The sequence below is a fragment of the Bacillus sp. HMSC036E02 genome (genome assembly GCF_001836235.1).
GTDB lineage: Bacteria > Bacillota > Bacilli > Bacillales > Bacillaceae_G > Bacillus_A > Bacillus_A cereus.
In genome coordinates this window covers 252,930-272,755 of record NZ_KV827857.1, presented here as the reverse complement: position 1 = coordinate 272,755, position 19,826 = coordinate 252,930, and the positions used below count along the sequence as shown (strand labels likewise).

Here is a 19,826-nt window from a genome sequence, read left to right as displayed (position 1 = left end):
AGAACTACAATGGATACGATAGAGACGAAAGCTTTTCATTTAATCTTGCATGGGGGAAACGCGAGAAGTTGTTCAATGGAAGCAATTGATTGTGCGAAGCGTGGGGAGTTTACAGAAGCTGAAGCTAAATTACAAGAAGCACTAGAGGAATTAAAGGAGGCGCACCGCGTACAAACGGAGCTTATCCAGAAAGAGGCTGGTGGCGAAAAGACCGAAGTTACTCTTTTAATGGTACACGCGCAAGACCATTTAATGAATGCAATTACGGTGAAAGAATTAGCGAGTGAGTTTGTAGAGTTATATAGGAAGATGTCGGTGGATGAATGAACCTTGCTTATGCAAGGTTTTTTTATTTCACTAAATAGTGGGTTAAAATAATGAATTATTTTTCATTGAAAAAGTTTTTTTAGTGTTTTTTCATATTAAACACAACTAGACGACTAAACACTAATCTATTTTCATACAGTTATGTGTTAAAAGCGTGTTGTTTTATAACACACTGTGTGTTTTTTGGACGACACACTAATTGAAAGCGTTAACACACAAAGAAAATGCTCGAAAAAGCACTGATTTTAGTGGTTTTAAAAAATTGGCACGCTAATTGCATTAATAAATAGCGTAAAGAAAAATAAATAAACATAAATTTTTTATACTACACAAGGGGGATTTTCAAATGAATATTTTATTATGTTGTTCAGCAGGGATGTCTACAAGTTTACTAGTTACAAAAATGGAAGCGGCTGCAAAAGCTCGCGGTCTAGAAGGAAAGATTTGGGCTGTATCTGGGGATGCAGTAAAAAACAATATCGACCAAGCAGATGTATTATTACTAGGACCACAAGTTCGTTATATGCTCTCTTCAATGAAAACGCTTGCTGACGAGAAAAACGTTGGAATCGACGTTATTAATCCAATGCACTACGGCATGATGAATGGAGAAGCAGTTTTAGATCACGCATTAACACTTAAAAAATAATTAGGGGGGAAGCGAAATGCAAAAGTTTATTGCATTTATGGAGAAATATATTGTTCCTGTCGCTGGTAAAATCGGATCGCAACGTCACTTAGCTGCGATCCGTGACGGATTTATTGCAGTTATGCCACTTATTTTAGTTGGTGCACTGGCATCACTAATTAATGGTTTTCCATCTGAAGTTTTCCAAGATTTCATGAAAGGTTTGTTTGGTGAAACGTGGAAACAAGTCGGCGGCGGAATGTGGACTGGTTCTTTCGCGATTCTAGCACTAATCATAGCATTTACAACAAGTTATAACTTAGCAAAATCTTACGGCGTTGATGGTTTGTCAGCAGGTATTATTTCATTTGGTGCGTTAATTATTCTTACACCAACAACACCGAAAGAAGGCGGATTGAACTTAGCTTGGACAGGTGCACAAGGGTTATTCGTAGCAATTATTGTGGCACTCCTTGTTACTGAAGTATTCCGTTTCTTTGTACAAAGAAACATTACTTTTAAAATGCCTGATGGAGTACCACCAGCAGTTTTAAGATCTTTCGCAGCTATAGTTCCAGCATTTGTTATCTTAACAGTAGTTGCAGGTATTCAATTAGCAGTGAAATTATCTGGTACAAGTGTTCATGAATTTATTTTTAATACGATTCAATCACCACTGCAAAGTTTAGCAGGGACATTACCAAGTGCAATTATCATTGTAATCCTTGTTCATCTTCTTTGGTTCTTCGGTTTACATGGGCCAAATATCGTTGGTGGTATTATTGAGCCATTATACTTACCGGCATTAGAGAAAAATATGAATTTATTTAAAGGTGGTACATCTGCATTTGATGTTCCAAATATTATTACAAAACCATTCTTTGATACTTTCGTATACCTTGGTGGTTCTGGTGCGACATTAGCATTTTTAGTAGTGGTATTACTCGTAGCAAAAAGTGCACAATTACGTGGTGTATCTCGCTTATCAATTGGACCTGGTGCATTTAACATTAACGAACCAGTAATATTTGGTACACCAATTATTTTAAATCCAATTTTATTCTTACCTTTTATCCTAACACCAATTGTATTAGTAATTACTTCTTATACAGCTATATCTATGGGGTGGGTACCAAAAACAGTTGTGATGATTCCATGGGCAACACCACCAATTATTAGTGGTTATCTTGTAACAGGTGGACATATTTCTGGTGCAATTCTACAGTTATTCAACTTTGTAATTGCAATGGTAATTTATTATCCATTCGTTGTGTTATGTGACCGTTCAGTTGTTCGTACTGAAAAAGCAGCAGCGCAAGGTAATAGTAATTCTTTACCTATGTAACATAGTAATTGTTCTCATAGACAACGATACCTGTGAGAACAATTACCTTTATATCATGTTCAAAAAGATGATACTCATCTACAAGAACACCAAACTATCATTCATAAAATAATAATTTAATAGACATGTTCAAACTGAAGGGGTATTTAAATCGGTTGAACCTTATAGAGAGGGCGGTAATTATGATGACTACAGCAGAACAAATTCCATTCCAATTGATTTTAAATAGTGGTAACGCACGAAGCTTTGCGATGGAGGCACTTCAATTTGCCAAACAGGGGAAAATGGTAGAAGCAGATGAAGCGATGGTAAAGGCGAAAGAAGCGATTAATGAAGCGCATCATTTCCAAACAGAGCTCATACAATCAGAAGCAAGAGGAGAAAAAACAGAGGTTAGTGTTCTTTTAATTCACGCACAAGATCATTTAATGAATGCGATTACAGTGAAAGAATTAGCAGCAGAGTTTATCGATCTTTATAAAAAGCTTGAAGCGAAAGGGGAATAAAGCATGACTGGAATTAAAATTGCTACAATCGGCGGTGGATCTAGTTATACACCAGAGTTAATTGAAGGATTTATTAAGCGTTATGATGAGCTTCCTGTTCGTGAAATTTGGTTAGTAGATATTGAGGCAGGAAAAGAAAAGTTGGAAATAGTTGGTAACTTAGCGAAACGTATGGTGAAAAAATCAGGTTTACCAATCGAGGTACATTTAACACTTGATCGCCGTGAGGCATTAAAAGATGCAGACTTCGTAACAACACAACTTCGCGTTGGTTTATTAGAAGCACGTGCAAAAGATGAAGCAATCCCATTAAAATATGATGTAATCGGTCAGGAAACAAATGGTCCTGGTGGTTTATTTAAAGCGTTGAGAACGATTCCTGTTATTTTAGATATTTGTAAAGATATGGAGGAGCTCTGTCCGAATGCATGGTTAATTAACTTTGCAAATCCAGCTGGTATGGTAACAGAGGCAGTTCTTCGTTATACAAATATTCAAAGAGTAGTTGGTCTATGTAACGTTCCAATCGGAATTCGTATGGGTCTTGCAAGATTACTTGAAGTAGATGCGAGTCGTGTTCACGTTGATTTCGCAGGTTTAAATCATATGGTATACGGACTAGATGTATACTTAGATGGCGTAAGTGTAATGGACCGTGTGTTAGAGCTTGTGACAGATCCAGAAAAACAAATTACGATGGAAAATATCGCAGCGCTTAACTGGGAGCCAGACTTTATTCGAGGACTTCGTGCGATTCCATGTCCATACCATCGTTACTACTACAAAACACGTGAAATGTTAGAAGAAGAAAAAGAAGCTTCTGTTGAAAAAGGTACACGTGCAGAAGTAGTAAAACAATTAGAAAATGATTTATTTGAGTTATATAAAGACCCGAATTTAGATATTAAACCACCACAATTAGAAAAACGTGGCGGAGCTTATTATAGTGATGCAGCATGTAGCTTAATTACGTCTATTTACAATAATAAAGGTGATATCCAGCCTGTTAATACACGAAACAACGGAACAATTGCAAGCTTACCACATGATTCAGCTGTTGAAGTGAACTGTATTATTACGAAAGAAGGCCCAAAACCAATTGCAGTTGGAGATCTTCCAGTACCAGTTCGCGGTTTAGTACAACAAATTAAATCATTCGAGCGCACAACAATTGAAGCTGCTGTTACAGGGGATTATCATAAGGCGCTGCTTGCTATGACAATCAATCCGCTTGTACCATCAGATAAAGTTGCAAAACAAATTTTAGATGAAATGTTGGAAGCACATAAAGAGTATCTTCCACAGTTCTTTAAAAAGGTAGAGAAGTAAAAGCGGCGCTATTTAGCCCGCTTTTTTTATTCTATTAGGAGGTATTATGATGATTAAGTTAATTGTAAATGCAGATGATTTCGGTCTTACAGAAGGTACAAATTACGGCATTATTGATGGTCATATAAATGGACTTGTAAATTCAACGACGATGATGATGAATATGCCAGGAACAGAGCATGCGGTACGCTTAGCGAAAGAGTATAACCTACTCGGAGTAGGCGTACATCTCGTATTAACAGCAGGGGAGCCACTTCTTGGAGACGTACCATCACTTGTAGGTAGCGACGGATCGTTTCATAAACAAAGTGTTGTAAGGGAAGGGAATATAAATCCAGAAGAAGTTGAGAGAGAGTGGACTGCTCAAATTGAGAAATTCCTATCTTACGGATTAACACCAACTCATTTAGATAGTCATCATCATGTACACGGATTACCGATCTTACACGATGTTCTTGAGAGATTAGCAGCTAAATATAATGTTCCAATTCGTCGTTGTGGGGAAGATAGAGCGGTGCATCCATTTTCTGATGTATTTTACAGTGACTTTTATGCGGATGGTGTGACGGAAGATTACTTTGTGAAGTTAAAAGAAAGAGTACAAGGTGAACAAACGGTAGAAATTATGGTTCATCCAGCTTATATTGATCCAGAGCTTGTGAAGCGTTCTTCTTACGTAATGGATCGTGTGAAGGAATTGCGTATTTTAACAGAGAGTGAGTTGCCTGAAGGGATAGAACTTGTGAAGTTTTAATAGAAAAACGACGGCTACATCATGCCGTCGTTTTTTATTTACAAAATGGATAGAATATATCCGCCAAAAGCTCCAAGTATAACGATAACCCAAGGTGGTGTTTTCCAAAAAGCTAGTAAGCAAAAAAGAAGCGAAGCGAAAACGAAATCTGAAGCATTTATAATTGTACTCGTCCAAATGGGATCGTAAAAAGCGGCAATTAAAATACCGACAACAGCGGCATTGACTCCAAGTAGTGCGCCTTGTATGAATGATATTTTTCTCACGCTGTTCCAAAATGGTAAAACACCAATAACGAGTAAGAAAGCAGGGAGGAAAATTGCAATTGTTGCGATTGTTGCCCCAAGCGTCCCGTTTAACACTGCTCCTATATAAGAGGCGAATGTAAATAGTGGTCCTGGTACTGCTTGTGTTAATCCGTATCCAGCTAGGAACTGTTCTTTCGTCATCATGCCGTTTTGTACGAACTCACCTTCAAGAAGGGGCAGCACGACGTGTCCTCCTCCAAATACAAGTGCGCCAGAGCGATAGAAACTATCAAATAAAGCGATGTAATAAGAGAACGGTCTTAATATTGGTAGCAGTAGTAATAGTCCAAAGAATAAGACGAGGCAAGAAACTGCTATCTTTTTTGAAATAGGTACTCTTATATTTTGAGATTGGCTAATTGGTTGGTTGCGATATAAAAACCAACCGATAAAGCCACATATTATAATAAGGATGACTTGTGTCCAACTACTTGGCCATAATAAGGCGATTGCGGCAGTTACAATCGCAATCGTTGCACGATTTCGATCTGGAGTTAACTTTCGCGCCATTCCCCATATGGCATGAGCGACAATAGCGACTGCTACAAGTTTTAGTCCATGAATCCAGCCAGCACTTCCAAGATCGAACTGATTAAGGAATGAGGCGAAGAAAACTAAAACAAGGACAGACGGTAAAGTGAATCCAATCCATGAAATAATAGCTCCTAAAAGCCCGCCCCTTAATAATCCAACCCCCATACCGACTTGACTGCTGGCAGGACCAGGAAGGAATTGACATAGCGCTACTAAATCTCCATAGCTTCGTTCATCCATCCATTTTCTTTTTTGCACGTATTCGTGGTGGAAATAGCCGAGATGAGCGACAGGACCGCCGAATGAAGTAAGTCCTAATTTAAATGAGACGAGAAAAATCTCTAATAATGTATGAAAAGTGTATTTGTTAGTTTTCAATGGAACCTCCTATAATGTTTTTCTATGTGCATTATACAAGAGACTTTCAATCTACAGGAACAATCACAATGTAAAGATTTTGTGAATCTTTTCTTTGTAATTAAAATTGAAAAAGTCATAAATGATTATGTTTAAACCATAAAGTAGTAGAAGTAGTGCTGGGAAATTTATATAAGGAGAATGCCTTATGACAACACATTTCTTTGCCAGGTTAACAGGTAAGAGGGAAGTGCCTCCTGTAAATACAGAAGCTTTTGGGGTAGCAGAGTTTATTTTTAGTGATGATTTAACGAAATTGCATTACAGAGTAATACTAAAAAATATAGAAAAGGTTACATCTTGTCAAATTCATTTAGGGAAGTCTACTCAAATTGGTCCTGTTGTTTTATATTTGTATGGTCCACTGGAGCAAGGGATTAGCTTGAACGAGGGAAGTATTACTGGTGTAGTGAATGTAGAGGATTTTGAGGGACCTTTACAAGGGAAATCATTCGTACATTTACTTCAAGAAATTATTCAGGCAAATGTATATGTTAATGTCCATACGAAATCACAAAAAAGAGGAGAAATAAGAGGGCGAGTTAGAAAAGTAAAGAAATAGAGGCAAAGGCTGTCCATATGTTGGAACAGCCTTTTCTCATTATATAAGGTGCTAGTTTTAGCAATTATTGTCGGTAAATCGATATATTTTGAAAATCGCTGATATAATCTGAGTTGCGCCGATATATTTCAATAATCGCTGATATAACTCACGTTACGGTCGATATTTTTAAAAACGGCCTCGATTAATTTTTCACAGGCTGATTTTTAATAAAGAAGTCCATAACATAAAATACTTCGTCATCAGGTATTTGTATTTCAAATGTATTTTCAATTGGTTGCAACGCTTTTTTTACTTTCATATACATCCAGTACTCATCTTGTCTTCTTTTCTCTTTATCAGGGTGAGGAAGAAGGCTTTCTCCTTTTTGAAGACGGTCAACCATACAGCTCATATGCAGAATAACACCCATTAAGCTATCAGGAGTTAGCTGTAAGGAAATTAATTCCTGAATTGTATTTAATGCGTAACGAATTGTTTTGATAAGTAATGCTCCATCGTTACGCTGCATTTGTTGTTCAAGAATATCCGCCATTTTTGCATATGTTTCTTCATACGTAATTAATTCTTGAATTGGCTGAATCGCTGTGTAGTTTACGATGTCTTGGAAATGATATGTTAAGCATGGTACTTGCACATCGAAATTCGTGACGATACAAATGATGTTACGCTCTTTTTTTATGTTCTCAATCATTTTAGTTAAATCTTTTTCATGGACGATACTAATTGGAATAATTTCAATTAAGTCTTTATCAAATCGTAAATAGTTCTCTAACATTTTTTGAATAGCTAAAGCACTTCCTTCACCAGTTAAGCAAGCTGTTAAAATAACAGATTTCATTGGAGAGAGAGGTTTTTTCTTTTCTTCTTGTACGTTTAAGTAAAATGGTGTTAAATTTTTTACTGTTTCATACAGCGCATCTAATGAATAACCGAGCTGAGCTTTTCGAGCTGCTTCTAGTGCGTGTGGTGTGCTCGTCATCGAGAGAACACGTACAGGGATTTTGAACTCCGTTTCTAATATGTCACCGATATAAGCAAGTGACCCCATATCGACAAGTAAGAGAAGCCCATTTACATTTTGTAGTGTTTTCATATACACTTTCACACGTTCCAAGAAATCTTTCGGTGATTCGTGTAACGGCATATCAATACCGGTTACTTCCTCAATGCCGAGAAGTTCGTTTGCGACGTTTGCCATTTCAGTTGCGATGCCATTACCGTGTGCTAATATTAATACTTTTACTTCTGTTTGTGAGGCAGGAATTGGATCAACAACGAAGAACATTGTTAAAAAGCCAGCTTCATCAATAGGCATTGTTATTTGTAATTCTTCCTCCAGTAGTTGAATGCATTGCATAGCTACGGAAAAAGCTTCTTTATATTTCGTACGAATTTGATTTAATTGTGGGTGATGTATTTGTTTTCCGCTTTGTAAACGTTGTAGAGTTGTCTGTACATGTAAACTTAAAGCGAGAAATACTTTTTCATCAAACGTCTTAGATAAATGCTTTTCAGCAAGTTCCGCTATTTTTTCACATACGGAAACGATATTACGATCCACAATTTTAAAAACATTTTCATGGCTTGTTTTTTTTGATATTTGGTTAAAATATTGTACGAAAAAGCTTTGAACATCATTTTCTATTAGTAATTCTAATTCTTCTTCTTCAATACCACGTGCTTGAAGTTCTTCGTATTTATAATCAATATAATCGTAAATAGAAGAGCGTTTTTCATCTTCTGTTTTATGATTACTCCAACCTTCCTCACCTGTAAATACAAATGTTTCATTTGGTATTTGGTATAAGTGACGGCTCTTCCTTTCAATGAACAACCCTTCTTTCATATACCAAGGTAAATCTGTACTTGAAACATAGACAGAATCACGTTTCTTTGTGACCAAATCAGAATAGGCTTTCGCACAGGCAATTTGAACATCTGTTTTTAATTGACCAATGTTATTGGGACAATTGTAAAAGACGAAAGCACGCATTGCATTTGGGCTAACGTGAATGTCTTTTCGTAGACGAATTGCTTCATTTGTGAAAAATAGCTGTAGTAAAGCAAAGCGCTCTTTATGTGTACGCTCACGAAGTGGTGGCAGCGTAACAGTCATTGGTATACGTCTTGTAAATGTTTTTAATAAAAATGAATTTGGTTCTTCTGTTGTTGCAGTAATGATTAATACTTGTGCTTTACGTTCGTTCTCTGTTTCTCCAAGGCGGCGGTATACTCCGCGGTCAATAAAGGTGAAAAGCATTTCTTGTCCCTCTGGAGGCAGGCGATGTACTTCATCTAAGAAAAGAATTCCTTCATGTGCTTTTTCAATTAACCCTTTTTGATCACTTGCTCCTGTATAAGCTCCTTTTTTAATCCCAAATAATTGCCCGAGTAGTAACTGTGGATTATTTGCATAATCAGCACAGTTAAATACGATAAATGGTGCATCTTTTGGAAGCTGTTCAACTTCAATTGCATATTCGTGCATTAAAGAAGCAAACATAGACTTTCCGACCCCTGTTTCTCCCAGTAGTAAAGTATGCATACCGTTTGGAGGATAGAGAATAGAAGCTTTCGCTTTTTCAATTGCAATTTTAAGGCTCGTATTTTCAATTGCAAATGTATCTAATGAAGTTATGTCTTTTGAATGCGTTTCCAACGAAGTGTTCGTTTCTGTGTAAAAACGAACAGGTCGCGTATTTGTTTTTAATAAACGTTTATCTTTTACAAGTTTGTTTAAATCGCTACTTACATTGGCGCGATCTAGTTGCAGAAATGTAGCGAGTTCTGATGCGGTTACACCTTCTGTATAATTGCCTTTTTGTATTGCGTTAAAAATGAGATCTATTCGTTTCATTTCTATTCACCTCGAAACTTCATCACTATTTAAAATTTTACACAAAAATGGGAAGGGTGGGAAGAGAAAAATAAAACAGCTTTAGCACATAGGCACTAAAGCTGTTACAATCTTGTGTCTTTCCAAAAATTCACCTTGAGATGAGAAGAAGGATTATAGGGAAGAAGTTTGTATCCTTGTGACTGTAAATAATCAATTACTTTTGGCAGTATTTGTACGGTTACACTCGAATCATGCATTAAAATGACTTCGACTTGTTCATCACTTTGGTTACGTACTCTTTCGAGTATGGCAGAAGGATTGTCATAGCTTTTCCAGTCGTATGTATCGATCGTCCAATCCCACATTTTATACTGGGCCGATACAAGTGCGTCACGGTAATTCTTTTTTAAGTAAGGCATACTACCATATGGAACGCGAACGAGATGTGTATTTAATTTCGTAACTTGCTGGACAATGCTTTGTGTTTGCTCCATTTCTGCAATTAAAGTGGAAGGGTCACCAGTGTAAAGGCGTTTTACATCATGTGACATGCTGTGGAGCCCGATATAATGTCCTTCTTTAATTAAGCGTTGCATCGTTTTTGTGTAATGTGGCACTTTTCCGCCAATAACAAAGAAAGTTGCTTTTCCGTTCTTTTCTTTTAAGATGTTTAAAATTTGTGTAGTATATTTGTTTGGCCCGTCATCAAATGTTAAGTACGCAATTTTTTGTGTAGGAGAAGTTGTTTCAGTATTTGGATGATATTCAGCAGGAATAACAGTTGTTGCTTCAGTATTAGATGATACGTACATAGTAATCGTTAAAAATAAAATAATACATTGAAATACTCGCTTGATCATAACATTCACCCTCAGTTTGACAATCAAGATGTAAAAAAGAAAACTTGATACTTTTCTTATTATGTATATCTTTCTCCAATAGAGGAACTCTCAAACAATCTATATTTTGGAAATATAAAATGAGAATAAAAAATAGCATCCTCTTATAAGAAAGAGGATGCTATTTGAATATTTCATAATTGAAAAGGCTATACTACAATTAGTCTTCGCGTTTTTTCACTTTTTTATAAAAGGAAATGATTGGTTTGTAGCGTTCATGTACAAGCCCGATTATTTCAGCGATGATTTCTGTGAAGAAAATCAAAGCGAAAAGAAGAATAATGGATAACCATAACGTTGCACTAGTGAAAATAATGGCATTTACACTAAAGAAAATACCGAATGCGTATATAATTAGTACCGTTTTGCGATGAGAGAATCCCATTGCAAGTAAGCGGTGATGTAAATGCGATTTATCTGGTGCTGAAATAGGTTTTTTATTTACGATACGACGGATGATTGCAAATATCGTATCAAATATAGGTACACCTAAAATGATAATTGGAACGATAAAACTGAATAACGTTACACTTTTGTATAATCCAAGTAACGATATAACAGAAATACAGTATCCTAAAAATAGTGCTCCTGTATCTCCCATGAAAATTTTTGCTGGATGGAAGTTGTAGAACAAAAATCCAATTGTACTTGCTAATATAATTAATGCAAGTGGCAAGATAATAGCTGTTCCAGTACCCCATGGGCTAGTGAAGGCCATATATGCTAGCGTTGCAAGTACGATAGATGAAATCCCAGCAGATAATCCATCTAAGCCGTCAATTAAGTTGATTGCATTCGTAATACCTACAAGCCAAAATACTGTAATTGGATAAGCAAGCCATCCAAGTTCAGTATCCCCAAGGAATGGGATATATAATACTTGCACTAATAATCCACTTTTTACAATCATAATGGCAACTAACAGTTGTCCACCGAATTTTACTCTCGCAGATAACTCGTACATATCATCTAAAATTCCGATGATTACAATGATAATCGCACCTAGCGTTATCGATAACATTCTTTGTTCATATAAGCCGCCGACAACAAATCCTACAGCTACACCAATAAATATTGCCAACCCGCCAAGACGTGGCATAATCTTTTGGTGCACTTTACGTGCGTTTGGCTTATCTGTCGCTCCTATTTTAAAAGCTAATTTAATAACTAAAGGAGTAACGACGAGTACAGTGATGAAAGATGCCAAAATGGCATAAATCACTTGTGAGTCCATTAATACCCCACCCTTTATAGTCTAACGTAATTTTTTTTTGAAAATATATTTATCTGAAAATTATGATGTTTATTTACAGGCTCATAACATATGGTATCACAAAAAGATTAGAATTCAATCTTTTTTTCTTTTTACGGTTAATGGAAGCGGATAGAATATATGACAATTGTATATAGAATGTTGAATCATATAAGAAGGTTAATCGTACTGGGCTTTGGAATGTAACATTTCCTCTTTTTCTTCAATAGTGAATACTTTTATTTCAGTATTATAAGTGTTGCACGTAGAAATGAGTAAGTTTCGTGTTAAAATGTGGGAATTTATCACGCGTGACCTGGCAGCCTGATTCTCACTGATTAAGTTTTACTTTATAGTGCATTTAATTTTACAAAAACTTTAAAAAAAGTAAGGGAAGTAATTCATATAATGAAGAAGGAAAAGGGTTTTCTCATTTTTAATATGAAAGGGGGAAGCGCAGGGAGAGTTCTATATTTCATATCTTTTCTATTGTAAATTCCTGTGCGAAAAGGAAATGAAAATTACGATAGTAGGTACTGGATATGTTGGATTGATTACAGGAGTAGGATTGGCAAAATTAGGGCATTCAGTTACATGTTTTGATATAGATGATGAAAAAATTGAACGGATAAAACAAGGGGATTTACCTATTTATGAGGCCAGATTACATGAATTAATAAATTATGCATATGAGAATAATGCTTTAACTTTTACATCAAATAAAGAAGAGGCATTTGATGATGTAGAGTTTATATTTATTGCAGTTGGAACACCACCGTTATTAGATGGGACGGCAGATTTAACGTATATTCAGAGTGCTTGTAACGATATTGGATTATATGCGACGAACGATATTATTGTTGTTACGAAAAGTACAGTTCCAGTAGGCACAAATGATGTAATGAAGGGATGGATTGAGGAGAAGTTAAAAGAGAGGCATACAGTACATATCGTATCGAATCCAGAGTTTTTGCGTGAAGGTTCAGGTATTTATGATTTCTTTCATGGAGATCGTATTGTAATTGGAGCGGATAGTAAGGAAGTAGCAAGAAGAGTAGAGAGTTTGTATAGTGAATTATGTTTAGAAACGTATGTTACAGATATTAAAAGTGCGGAGATGATTAAATACGCGTCGAACGCCTTTTTAGCTACAAAGATTAGTTTCATTAATGAAATTTCAAATATATGTGAGAAGGTAGGCGCGAATGTATTGGATGTTGCCAAAGGGATGGGAATGGATAAGAGAATCGGTGCATCTTTTTTAAATGCGGGCATTGGCTACGGAGGGTCGTGTTTTCCGAAAGATACGAAAGCACTGGTACAAATTGCGGGAAATGTTGCTCATGATTTTCGTTTGTTAAAAGCAGTTATTGAAGTAAATAATAAGCAACAGCTGCTATTGATTGAAAAAGCGAAAAAAGTTATGAACATGAATAAAAAGCGAATTGCAGTTCTTGGCGCATCCTTTAAACCGAATACGGATGATATTAGAGAGGCATCATCTCTTATTATAATAGAAGCATTAATTAATATAGGTGCAGATATTGTTCTTTATGACCCAAAAGCAATTCAATATGTAAAGAATATATTTGGAGATGCTATACAATATAGTAGATGTATAGATGAATCGATTAGAGATGCGAGTGCGGTTTTTATCGTAACAGAATGGGGAGATATTCAAACTTATCCGTTAGAAAAGTACGTACAACTTATGAGGGAGCCTATTTTATTTGATGGGAGAAATTGTTATACTGATGAAGATGTTAAGAAACAAAAGATAGATTATTACTCGGTGGGAAGAAAAAGTATTTGTAATAGAAAAGTTTCTGTTATGCGTTAAAAAGGGATGTACTCATGCATATTTTTATATGTCATAATAGAAGCTGTAATTAGTGAAAGAAAAGAGGCAATCACATGACTGAACGTTTAAAAGTAATGACAATTTTCGGGACACGTCCAGAAGCAATTAAAATGGCACCTCTTGTATTAGAGTTGCAAAAACACCCAGAAAAAATTGAATCGATTGTGACTGTAACAGCACAACATCGCCAAATGTTAGATCAAGTATTAAGTATCTTTGGAATTACGCCAGATTTCGATTTAAATATTATGAAAGACCGCCAAACTTTAATTGATGTTACAACGCGTGGTTTAGAAGGTTTGGATAAAGTAATGAAAGAAGCGAAGCCGGATATTGTACTTGTACATGGTGATACAACAACAACATTTATTGCAAGTTTAGCTGCTTTTTATAATCAAATTCCAGTAGGGCATGTTGAGGCGGGCCTTCGTACGTGGGATAAGTATTCTCCATACCCAGAAGAGATGAATCGTCAATTAACAGGTGTAATGGCGGATCTCCATTTCTCACCGACAGCAAAATCAGCAACGAACTTACAGAAGGAAAATAAAGATGAGTCACGTATTTTCATCACAGGAAATACAGCGATTGACGCGCTACAAACGACTGTAAAAGAAACATATAGTCATCCTGTACTAGAGAAACTTGGGAATGATCGTCTTGTACTTATGACAGCTCACCGCCGTGAAAACTTAGGTGAACCGATGCGTAATATGTTCCGTGCAATTAAGCGTCTTGTTGACAAACATGAAGATGTACAAGTTGTGTACCCTGTTCATATGAACCCTGTTGTTCGTGAAATAGCAAATGAAATTTTAGGTGAACATAACCGTATTCATTTAATTGAGCCGCTAGATGTAATTGATTTCCACAATGTTGCAGCTCGTTCATACTTAATGTTAACGGATTCTGGTGGTGTACAAGAAGAAGCTCCATCACTTGGTGTACCAGTTCTTGTTCTTCGTGATACAACAGAGCGCCCTGAAGGTATTGAAGCAGGTACGCTGAAATTAGCAGGAACAGACGAAGAGACAATCTTTGGTCTTGCTGATGAGCTGTTATCAGATAAAGAAGCTCATGATAAGATGGCGAAAGCATCTAACCCTTACGGTGATGGTCGTGCATCAGAGCGTATTGTAGAAGCGATTTTACAGCACTTTAATAAGTAAATAAAAAAGGCCCAATCGGATAGATTGGGCCTTTTTGTTACGGCTGATTGCGCATAATCCACTCTGCATGAGCATTTGTAGAAGGTGGCGGATCAGTTGGTGTTTTATTTTGGTTTGTTGCCTTTTTTGTTTGTTCGTTAGAATTAGAACTTGAATTTGAATCAGGATTTGAGTTGTTTTTTGTAGTTGGGTTTTTTGCTTTTTCTCCTAATTCTTTTTCAATTTCGTTACGCACCGTTTCTACACTGATTGGATCTGGAAGGAAGTAATAAATACCGCCTATCTTTTTGTCTTCGCCTTCAAGCTTTAACGTTTGCATTGTAGAAGGATCAAATCCAGAAAGTTTATTGTAAAGAGCAAGTCCGTCTGAAATAGGAATGTCGGTTTTTATATATTTTCCAACGACAGCTGTTAAATCTTTAATTTTAAATACAGTAGAGGTGGAGTTTAGTTTATGAGCAACAGCGGCCAGTAATTGTCTTTGTCTAGCAGCTCGACCATAATCGCCATTTGGATCTTGCTTTCGCATACGGACGTAAGCAAGTGCTTCTTCACCGTTTAAGTTTTGCTGTCCTTGCTTAAATTGAATTTTTTTGTAGTAATCCACGTCAGAGCGCTCCCAGAAATCGAAGGGTACGTCAACGGTAACGCCGCCAACAGCATCAACGATACCTTTAAAGCCTTGGAAATCAATTTTAATATAATGGTCTACAGGAACTTTTAGAAAACCTTCTACAGTTTTGATTGCCATTTCCTCTCCACCGTAAGCATGGGCGGCATTAATTTTGTCTTCTTTTCCCTTTCCAACAATCGGAACGCGGCTATCACGAGGAATGCTCATAAGCGAAATCTTTTTAGTTTTCGGATTGACTGTTGCAAACATTAATGAGTCTGTACGACCATTTTGACCATCTGTCGCATAATCTTCTATACCCATAATGAGAATTGTAAAAGGTTCTTTTGTAATTTCTACATCTTCGTTTCTTAAATCCGATTTTTCACGAGTAAAACCACTATATATCCCCATAAGAGAAGAGTAAGAATTTAACACATAAACTCCTATACTGCCAAATAAAAATGCGAAAATAAGGAAGAAGAAAAGTTTCCTTCTTCGCTTCTTTTTTATTCTGCTATTTTGGAGATGATAATAACGTTCTTCCATATATAATCTCCTTAGTTCGTTAGTTCATTTGTAGGGAAGTAATTCACTACATTAATCTTTGAAGGGGATAAATGGGTTATGCTTAGATAACATCTTGTTCTAAGTACAACATATCTCCTTCTGTAATTGTACATTTCCCGTTTGTTAATTCAATCATCCAATCTGTAAATGCTTGTTTGCCATCTTCTTCTACATACGTATCAAATGTGACATTTTCTAGATAATGTATATCTTTAATGGCATATTTTGAATTGCGTAATTCATTTTCCACTTTGCCAAGTAATGTGTAATCAATCTCGGTTTGCATCACACGCATTAGTTTTCGCTGGACAACACCGACATGATTAATGCCTTCGCTTGTACACTTTCCATATGCACGAATTAATCCACCTGCGCCAAGTTTAATGCCACCAAAATAGCGTGTTACGACAACAACGGTATCTTTTAGTCCACGTTTTTTAAGTACCTCTAGCATTGGTACGCCAGCTGTACCGCTAGGCTCGCCGTCATCATTTGCTTTTTGAATATGATCTTGTTCGCCAATTAAATAAGCGGAACAATTATGTGTTGCATTCCAATGTTGTTTTTTTATTTTTTGTATAAATTCTTGAGCCTCTTCCTCAGTCGTTGCTCGGCTAATATAACAAATAAATCTTGATTTTTGAATGACGATTTCGTGTTCGCCGTAGTCTTTGATTGTAAAATATTGTAATAGCACTTGTGTACGCCCCTATCTATCAAAATGACTAGTACTTTCCATTTTAAAAGCGAGCCTTTTTATATTCAAACATTTTTTCTAAATATGCTGAAGTTTTTGGTGAGTATTTTATCTTTTTGTTGTAATTTGTCGAGATGGTAGGTATAATTCCAACCGGCATTTTCATGTATGGATGCACCATTTGTAGTTTTCGTGTAAAATTAGGAAATAAAACTTTTTATAAGGCAGGTACGAAAATGAAAATAGCTATTGTTACTGATAGTACGGCATATATACCGAAGCAAATTCGTGATGAACTCAATATATATATGATTCCATTAAACGTTGTGTTTGGAACAGAATCTTATCAAGAAGAAGCTGAAATTTCAGCAGATGATTTTTATGTGAAAGTACGTGAACAAGAGGAACTTCCAAAAACTTCTCAACCAGCAATCGGAAAGTTTGTTGAGCTATATGAAGAACTAGCTAAAGATTATGATGCAGTTATTAGTATTCACCTATCAAGTGGAATTAGTGGTACATATCAAACATCAACGACAGCTGGACAGATGGTAGAGGGTATTGATGTATACACGTATGACTCTGAAATTAGTTGTGAAGTACAAGGATTTTATGTGCGTGAAGGTGCAAAGTTAGCAAGTGAAGGAAAGAACCCGAAAGAGATTATCGCTCGTTTTGATGAAATGAAGAAAACGATGGACGCCTATTTTGTAGTTGATGATTTACATCATTTACAACGTGGTGGTCGATTAAATAGCGCGCAAGCTTTCATCGGCAGTCTGTTACAAGTGAAGCCAGTTTTATATTTTAGAGATAAAATCATTATTCCGTTTGAAAAGATTCGTACACGTAAAAAAGCATTAAAACGTATCATTGAAATTTTTGATGAGCAAGCAAGTAAAGGTGTACCTATGGAAGCAGTTATCATTCATGCGCAACGTGAAGAAGAAGCGAATGAATGGAAGAAAGAATTAGAAACAAAATATCCTCACGTCACAATTCGTACAGGTTATTTTGGAGCTGTAATTGGTACGCACTTAGGTGAAGGTGCATTAGGTCTTGGATGGTATACGAAGTAATAAAGATATAAAAGCTCTCTTTTTAAGAGGGTTTTTTTACGGGTATGTTACGTTTAGTTGACAAGTTAATATTTGGAAATGGTAAAATGTACGTAAAATAAAATAATGAGGAAAGTTTTATAACTTACTTTTTACAAGAAACTATATTATAATAGAAGAGAGGTGAAACATATGGAGCATAATTCTTGTTTATGTCCAAAGTTTGAGTCAGCTTTTACTCTGCTTAGTAAGAAGTGGACTGGCTTAATTATTAAATCTTTGCTTGAAGAGTCGAAACGTTTTAGAGAAATCGCAGATATTATCCCAAATATGAGCGATCGTATGTTGTCAGAGCGTTTAAAGGAATTGGAAAGCGAGGGCATTGTAGTTCGTAATGTCTATCCAGAAGTACCAGTTCGAATCGAGTATGGCTTAACTGACAAGGGAAAAGCGTTAGAAAGTGTTATGGATGAGGTCCAAAATTGGGCTGAGAAATGGATGAAGTAGCATTTCATCTGTATTCGTATATTTAATAAAACGTAAGGAATTCCTTACGTTTTTTCTTTGTTTATAGAAGTGAGAAAAGTATATAAATTTCTACACATACATACAAAAATATACGCATTTTGCGCTAGAGCTACATATAATATTACATTTGTTTTACAAAAACGTAACATTAGCAAAAAAAATCCCGAATTATGGTATAAATTTTATAGGTTATATACGGAAAAAGAAAAAAGAAAGCGGTGTAAAAAATAAAATGAAAAAGCTAAAAATGGCATCTTGTGCATTAGTTGCAGGATTAATGTTTTCTGGGCTAACACCAAATGTATTTGCAGAAGATAAAATTTCTGATGTGAAATCACAAATTAACACGCAAAATGACACTTTACATAAACAACAACAAGAACGTGATGAATTACAAAAACAAATGAATGACTTAAACAAAACAATTCAAGGTTTAGATAAATCTGTTCAAGAGAATGCTGCAAAGCTTGATGAAACAATGAAAAAAGTTGCTGATACTGAGCAATTAATTGAAAAGAAAAATAAAGATATTGCAGAATTACAAACAAAGATTGCAAAACGTGAAGAGTTATTAAGAAAGCGTTTAGTTGCACTTCAAGAACAACCAAATACGAACGTTGTAACAGAAGTTCTTGTAAACTCTAAAAACGTTGCAGATTTAGTTGATCGTTTAACTTCTGTTTCTAAAATTCTTGAGTCTGATGAAGATATCATGAAAACACAACAAGAAGACCAAGCTAGTGTAAAAAAAGATGTTGCAACGGTAAAAGAAAAACAAAAAGAATTAAAAGAAGCACAAGCTCAAATTGAAACTGCTAAGAAAGAACTTGACGCTGAAAAAGAGAAAAAAGCAACAGCGGTAAACGATTTAAGCGGTAAAATGGATACAGTTGTAACTTCAATGACAAGTACGGAAGGTCAATTGAAAGAGCTTGAGAAACAAGCATTACAATTACAACGTATTGCCGAAGAAGAAGCACAAGCAAAAGCTGCACAAGAAGCTGCTGCTCAAAAACAAGCAGAGCAAGCTGCTAAAGCTGCGCAAGCTCAACCAGCACAAGCACCTGCAGAGCAAGCTGCACCAGCAAACAATGGTGGACAAGCTCAAAAAGAAGAGCCTAAAAAAGAAGCACCTAAAAAGGAAGAGCCTAAGAAAGAAGAGCCTAAAAAAGAAGCACCTAAACAAGAAGAGAAAAAACCAGCTCCAAATGTGGGTGGCGTAATTGGTAAAGCGCAAAGCTACTTAGGTTTACCATATGTTTGGGGAAGTGCATCTCCATCAAACGGTGGTTTTGACTGTAGTGGATTCATTTCTTACATCTTTGGTGTAGGTCGTCAAGACGTTAGGGGTTACTGGAACTCAGTTTCTAAAGTAGATAGCCCACAACCAGGAGACTTAGTATTCTTCCAAGGTACTTATAAAGCAGGTCCATCTCACATCGGTATTTACGTTGGTAATGGCCAAATGATCCATGCTAGCGATAAAGGAATTGCGTACGGTGATATTAACAGTTCGTATAACAAAAAACATTTCTTAGGATACGGTCGATTCTAGGATTTATAAAAGAATAAAACATGTGTATAAAGTCGATAGCTTACTATTTTATAAGTAGGTTATCGGCTTTTT

Annotated in this window: 18 protein-coding genes; 12 read left to right on the top strand and 6 right to left on the bottom strand. The window is 36.0% G+C overall.

Annotated features, from left to right (window positions below; genetic code table 11):
• Positions 1–9 precede the first annotated feature (9 nt).
• The 6 genes from HMPREF2590_RS22560 to chbG all read left to right on the top strand — a co-directional run bounded on the left by HMPREF2590_RS22560 (position 10) and on the right by chbG (position 4,889).
• Positions 10–327, top strand: coding sequence for a PTS sugar transporter subunit IIA (locus tag HMPREF2590_RS22560; RefSeq protein WP_000379645.1), 318 nt, complete (start codon positions 10–12; stop codon positions 325–327).
• A 346-nt stretch (positions 328–673) separates the two neighbouring features.
• Positions 674–976 (top strand): PTS sugar transporter subunit IIB, encoded by a 303-nt coding sequence (locus tag HMPREF2590_RS22555; protein WP_001023563.1) that lies wholly within the window; start codon positions 674–676, stop codon positions 974–976.
• Between the two features lie 16 nt (positions 977–992).
• On the top strand, positions 993–2,300 hold the full coding sequence (celB, locus tag HMPREF2590_RS22550; protein ID WP_001168837.1) for a PTS cellobiose transporter subunit IIC: 1,308 nt from the start codon (positions 993–995) through the stop codon (positions 2,298–2,300).
• A 182-nt stretch (positions 2,301–2,482) separates the two neighbouring features.
• Positions 2,483–2,806, top strand: a complete 324-nt coding sequence (locus HMPREF2590_RS22545) for a PTS lactose/cellobiose transporter subunit IIA (RefSeq protein WP_000989059.1) — start codon at positions 2,483–2,485, stop codon at positions 2,804–2,806.
• Positions 2,807–2,809: 3 nt separating this feature from the next.
• Positions 2,810–4,135, top strand: a complete 1,326-nt coding sequence (gene celF / locus HMPREF2590_RS22540; RefSeq protein ID WP_000145762.1) for a 6-phospho-beta-glucosidase — start codon at positions 2,810–2,812, stop codon at positions 4,133–4,135.
• A 49-nt stretch (positions 4,136–4,184) separates the two neighbouring features.
• Positions 4,185–4,889 carry a chitin disaccharide deacetylase gene (gene chbG, locus HMPREF2590_RS22535; RefSeq protein ID WP_000593488.1) on the top strand — a complete coding sequence of 235 codons (705 nt, stop codon included), beginning with the start codon at positions 4,185–4,187 and terminating at the stop codon, positions 4,887–4,889.
• A gap of 38 nt (positions 4,890–4,927) precedes the next feature.
• On the opposite strand, the gene HMPREF2590_RS22530 is transcribed toward chbG, so the two are convergent.
• Entirely contained in the window at positions 4,928–6,109 is a 1,182-nt protein-coding gene (locus HMPREF2590_RS22530; protein ID WP_050822172.1) for a chromate transporter, read from the bottom strand.
• 187 nt (positions 6,110–6,296) lie between these two features.
• Here HMPREF2590_RS22530 and exsM point away from each other — a divergent pair, with 187 nt between their 5' ends.
• Positions 6,297–6,710, top strand: coding sequence for an exosporium regulatory protein ExsM (gene exsM, locus HMPREF2590_RS22525; RefSeq protein ID WP_000207046.1), 414 nt, complete (start codon positions 6,297–6,299; stop codon positions 6,708–6,710).
• 184 nt (positions 6,711–6,894) lie between these two features.
• On the opposite strand, the gene HMPREF2590_RS22520 is transcribed toward exsM, so the two are convergent.
• The 3 genes from HMPREF2590_RS22520 to HMPREF2590_RS22510 form a co-directional block, all read right to left on the bottom strand.
• The gene (locus HMPREF2590_RS22520; RefSeq protein ID WP_000820974.1) at positions 6,895–9,570 is read right to left on the bottom strand and encodes a sigma-54-dependent transcriptional regulator; all 2,676 of its coding nucleotides are present in this window, start codon (positions 9,568–9,570) and stop codon (positions 6,895–6,897) included.
• Between the two features lie 104 nt (positions 9,571–9,674).
• Positions 9,675–10,412 carry a polysaccharide deacetylase family protein gene (locus HMPREF2590_RS22515; RefSeq protein WP_000597152.1) on the bottom strand — a complete coding sequence of 246 codons (738 nt, stop codon included), beginning with the start codon at positions 10,410–10,412 and terminating at the stop codon, positions 9,675–9,677.
• Positions 10,413–10,611: 199 nt separating this feature from the next.
• A complete protein-coding gene (locus tag HMPREF2590_RS22510) occupies positions 10,612–11,685 on the bottom strand; it encodes a glycosyltransferase family 4 protein (RefSeq protein ID WP_000378319.1) in 1,074 nt (357 codons plus the stop codon).
• 532 nt (positions 11,686–12,217) lie between these two features.
• Between HMPREF2590_RS22510 and HMPREF2590_RS22505 the strand changes: the two genes are divergently transcribed.
• Together HMPREF2590_RS22505 and wecB are read left to right on the top strand one after the other, a co-directional pair.
• Complete coding sequence (locus tag HMPREF2590_RS22505) at positions 12,218–13,543, top strand: UDP-glucose dehydrogenase family protein (protein ID WP_000704915.1); 1,326 nt, start codon at positions 12,218–12,220, stop codon at positions 13,541–13,543.
• 74 nt (positions 13,544–13,617) lie between these two features.
• Complete coding sequence (wecB, locus tag HMPREF2590_RS22500) at positions 13,618–14,733, top strand: non-hydrolyzing UDP-N-acetylglucosamine 2-epimerase (RefSeq protein ID WP_000140145.1); 1,116 nt, start codon at positions 13,618–13,620, stop codon at positions 14,731–14,733.
• A gap of 37 nt (positions 14,734–14,770) precedes the next feature.
• Here wecB and HMPREF2590_RS22495 read toward each other — a convergent pair whose 3' ends face one another.
• Together HMPREF2590_RS22495 and HMPREF2590_RS22490 are read right to left on the bottom strand one after the other, a co-directional pair.
• Positions 14,771–15,895, bottom strand: coding sequence for an LCP family protein (locus HMPREF2590_RS22495; protein WP_000392784.1), 1,125 nt, complete (start codon positions 15,893–15,895; stop codon positions 14,771–14,773).
• A gap of 82 nt (positions 15,896–15,977) precedes the next feature.
• On the bottom strand, positions 15,978–16,613 hold the full coding sequence (locus tag HMPREF2590_RS22490) for a YigZ family protein (RefSeq protein ID WP_000926665.1): 636 nt from the start codon (positions 16,611–16,613) through the stop codon (positions 15,978–15,980).
• Positions 16,614–16,849: 236 nt separating this feature from the next.
• Here HMPREF2590_RS22490 and HMPREF2590_RS22485 point away from each other — a divergent pair, with 236 nt between their 5' ends.
• The 3 genes from HMPREF2590_RS22485 to HMPREF2590_RS22475 all read left to right on the top strand — a co-directional run bounded on the left by HMPREF2590_RS22485 (position 16,850) and on the right by HMPREF2590_RS22475 (position 19,754).
• Positions 16,850–17,692, top strand: coding sequence for a DegV family protein (locus HMPREF2590_RS22485; protein ID WP_002097936.1), 843 nt, complete (start codon positions 16,850–16,852; stop codon positions 17,690–17,692).
• A 171-nt stretch (positions 17,693–17,863) separates the two neighbouring features.
• Entirely contained in the window at positions 17,864–18,178 is a 315-nt protein-coding gene (locus tag HMPREF2590_RS22480; protein ID WP_000400857.1) for a winged helix-turn-helix transcriptional regulator, read from the top strand.
• Positions 18,179–18,326: 148 nt separating this feature from the next.
• A complete protein-coding gene (locus HMPREF2590_RS22475; protein WP_000499468.1) occupies positions 18,327–19,754 on the top strand; it encodes a C40 family peptidase in 1,428 nt (475 codons plus the stop codon).
• Positions 19,755–19,826: the final 72 nt, after the last annotated feature.